Origin of the sequence: Vibrio sp. 10N.222.46.A1 (genome assembly GCF_041473595.1) — a bacterium.
Classification (GTDB): Bacteria; Pseudomonadota; Gammaproteobacteria; order Enterobacterales; family Vibrionaceae; genus Vibrio; species Vibrio tasmaniensis_A.
The window spans coordinates 1-1575 of sequence record NZ_JBFRSN010001112.1; the positions used below are offsets into that span (position 1 = coordinate 1).

Genomic DNA, 1575 nt, shown 5'->3' on the forward strand with positions numbered 1-1575 from the left:
GCGGCAAAAATGGCGGCATTCATTGTAAAACAGCGTTATTTATGGGTATAAATCGCCACTTATTACTGTTTTTATATACATTTAAATTAACTTAAGTTATTGATTTAAATGTAGTGTTGATTGTTTTTGTTAAGTTCTACGGCATGTCATCTCAGTCGGCTATGGACAAGCACTCAGGTGGTGTTGCTAAGTACCGTGCTGCAGAAGGTAAAACTGTTTTACTTCCATACCGTGGTTCTGTTCATTACACAATTTCTGACATCCTTGGTGGTGTACGTTCAACTTGTACATACGTAGGCGCAGCAAAGCTTAAAGAGCTAACTAAGCGTACGACTTTTATCCGTGTACAAGAGCAAGAGAACAACGTATTCGGTAAAGAGTAATCTGAACGAATTCGAATAGTTTGAAAATCAAGGGCCGCTTTTTAGCGGCTTTTTTTTGTTTGGGACAAAAAGCTACGATTGTTGTGCTACCAGAGTTGCTGGCAATCGGCAGTATTGTTTGAACTCAGATTTATGTTCGGTCAACCGGATAAGCCCTTTATTCGTTGTCTGCTACCACTTGGTTTCAAGTTACTAGGAATCAAAGAAGGCGAAACCGCTACCAACAGTGCAAAGATGTGTATCAATTGGTGGACCAGAAAGGCAGCTTCGAACGTAAGACAGACCAAGCCGACAAGCTTGAATGCCTCACTCAACAAATCAAAGTGCTAGAAAATCGAATAACAGAGATTGACGACACCCACATCGAAACCGTCAAAGGTAATAGAACCATTAAAGCTAAGAACATCACCGAAGGCGCGGACACCATCAAGTTTAATGGCGAAAAAGGGGTGTGCACCGGTGTGAGCATTTGCCCGTTTATGGGGAAACCGCATGTGGACGTTTCGAAAACCGTTTATGCAGGGAAGTAACAATGGCGATAAGCAAAGCATCATTAAAGCAAAAGATAGAAACAGAACTGAAAGCCAAAGGCTTCGTGCTCGATGGTGAGATGATGGCTGAAGCCATTGCGAACGCTGTGGTCGATGAAATCAATCAAAACGCTAAGGTGATAGTAGAGTCGGGGAGTTCAGCGGGAAGTTATTCTGCTAACTGACTCGATAGATAGTAGGCTAAAGTTGCTCTTTAAAAGGTATGTGGACAGAATAAATGAAATACTTTCAATTACGTTCATATGTTAATAATCGCCCTAAAACTCGTACCATTATGCCGCTTCTTACGAACAGCTATTGTTATTGCTTTGGGGGGAGAGCCTAAAAAATGGCATTCTGATGAAGAGTTAGAGGAGTACATCACAAGTGTAGATAAGCGGATAGTTCCGTTACTTCACGACCTAATTGTGATGCTAGATTATCTGTATGCGTTAAAGCAAGCTAATGAAGCCCTAGATACTCAAGAAAGAGATGTGCTAGAAGATGCGTATAGGTTGGTTGTTGAGATTAAGGCTATTGCCGCATAAAAAACAGCTCACGCAATAGGGGATTACGCAGAGTAGTGTTTTAAGCTTGTTTTATTTGGGTCTATTAAATAACAGTCTAGTAGACTAAACATAGACCGCTATGTTGTGCTTATC

The 1575-nt window shown here is 41.1% G+C and carries 2 protein-coding genes and 2 pseudogenes; all 4 read left to right on the forward strand.

What is annotated here, in order from left to right; all coding sequences use genetic code 11:
• Positions 1-125 precede the first annotated feature (125 nt).
• Positions 126-383, forward strand: a pseudogene (locus AB4496_RS24305) (IMP dehydrogenase); the annotation flags it as partial.
• A gap of 101 nt (positions 384-484) precedes the next feature.
• A pseudogene (locus AB4496_RS24310) lies at positions 485-913 on the forward strand (hypothetical protein); the annotation flags it as partial.
• A gap of 2 nt (positions 914-915) precedes the next feature.
• Positions 916-1098 carry a hypothetical protein gene (locus AB4496_RS24315; protein WP_102257578.1) on the forward strand — a complete coding sequence of 61 codons (183 nt, stop codon included), beginning with the start codon at positions 916-918 and terminating at the stop codon, positions 1096-1098.
• A 78-nt stretch (positions 1099-1176) separates the two neighbouring features.
• Complete coding sequence (locus tag AB4496_RS24320) at positions 1177-1461, forward strand: hypothetical protein (RefSeq protein ID WP_102257579.1); 285 nt, start codon at positions 1177-1179, stop codon at positions 1459-1461.
• The last annotated feature ends 114 nt before the right edge of the window (positions 1462-1575 follow it).

What these genes read in the sequence shown, in the direction of transcription:
- AB4496_RS24315 (WP_102257578.1), top strand. Translation starts at nt 916, where the DNA reads ATGGCGATAAGCAAAGCATCATTAAAGCAAAAGATAGAAACAGAACTG.
- AB4496_RS24320 (WP_102257579.1), top strand. Translation starts at nt 1,177, where the DNA reads ATGTTAATAATCGCCCTAAAACTCGTACCATTATGCCGCTTCTTACGA.